General features: G+C 45.6%; 2 protein-coding genes. Both read left to right on the top strand.

Features of this window, described 5'->3' with window-relative positions:
- On the top strand, positions 1-470 hold a 470-nt coding region (locus ACWHAR_RS28600), incomplete at its 5' end, for a glucuronate isomerase (protein WP_452088638.1).
- Between the two features lie 35 nt (positions 471-505).
- Positions 506-636 (top strand): hypothetical protein (locus ACWHAR_RS28595; RefSeq protein WP_452088639.1); only part of this gene is annotated, 131 nt, incomplete at its 3' end.

The raw sequence follows: 636 nt of genomic DNA, 5'->3' as shown, positions 1-636 counted from the left end.
CGATTAATGATCAGGATATCGCAAAGCCTTTGTGCAGCTTTCTCGATTCTCTTGATCGAAAAGATGCGCTGCCAAAAACGATCTTGTATTCTTTAAACCCGCGGGACAATGTCGTGATTTCAAGCCTTTGCGGAAGCTTCCAGGACGGCCGGATACCGGGGAAAATCCAGCACGGTACCGCCTGGTGGTTCAACGATACGAAAGACGGCATGCTCGAACAAATGAAATCGCTTGCCAACATCGGTCTATTGAGCCGTTTTATCGGTATGCTGACTGATTCGCGCAGCTTTCTTTCCTACACAAGACACGAATATTTCAGGCGCCTGCTCTGCGATGTTATCGGCACATGGGTTGAGAACGGCGAAGCGCCGGATGATATCGAACTGCTGGGCCGGATCGTAAAAGGGATCTGCTACGAAAATGCAAAACACTATTTCCAGTTTGAAGTGAAAGATCGTTTGAAAGCTTAGATTCACAAATTGGCTAGCAGAGGAGCTGCTTTTTCATGGAAATATCGACGAACAAACAAACCGAAACAGTCGCTGTCACTCAAGAGAAATTAAGTTTAAAAGAAAAGGTTTCTTACGGTTTTGGAGATTTTGGGAACGGATTTATGTTTGACCTTGGACAGCTCTA

The sequence above is a fragment of the Bacillus sp. LR--39 genome (assembly GCF_053613335.1).
This window is presented reverse-complemented; position numbering and strand designations above follow the sequence as displayed.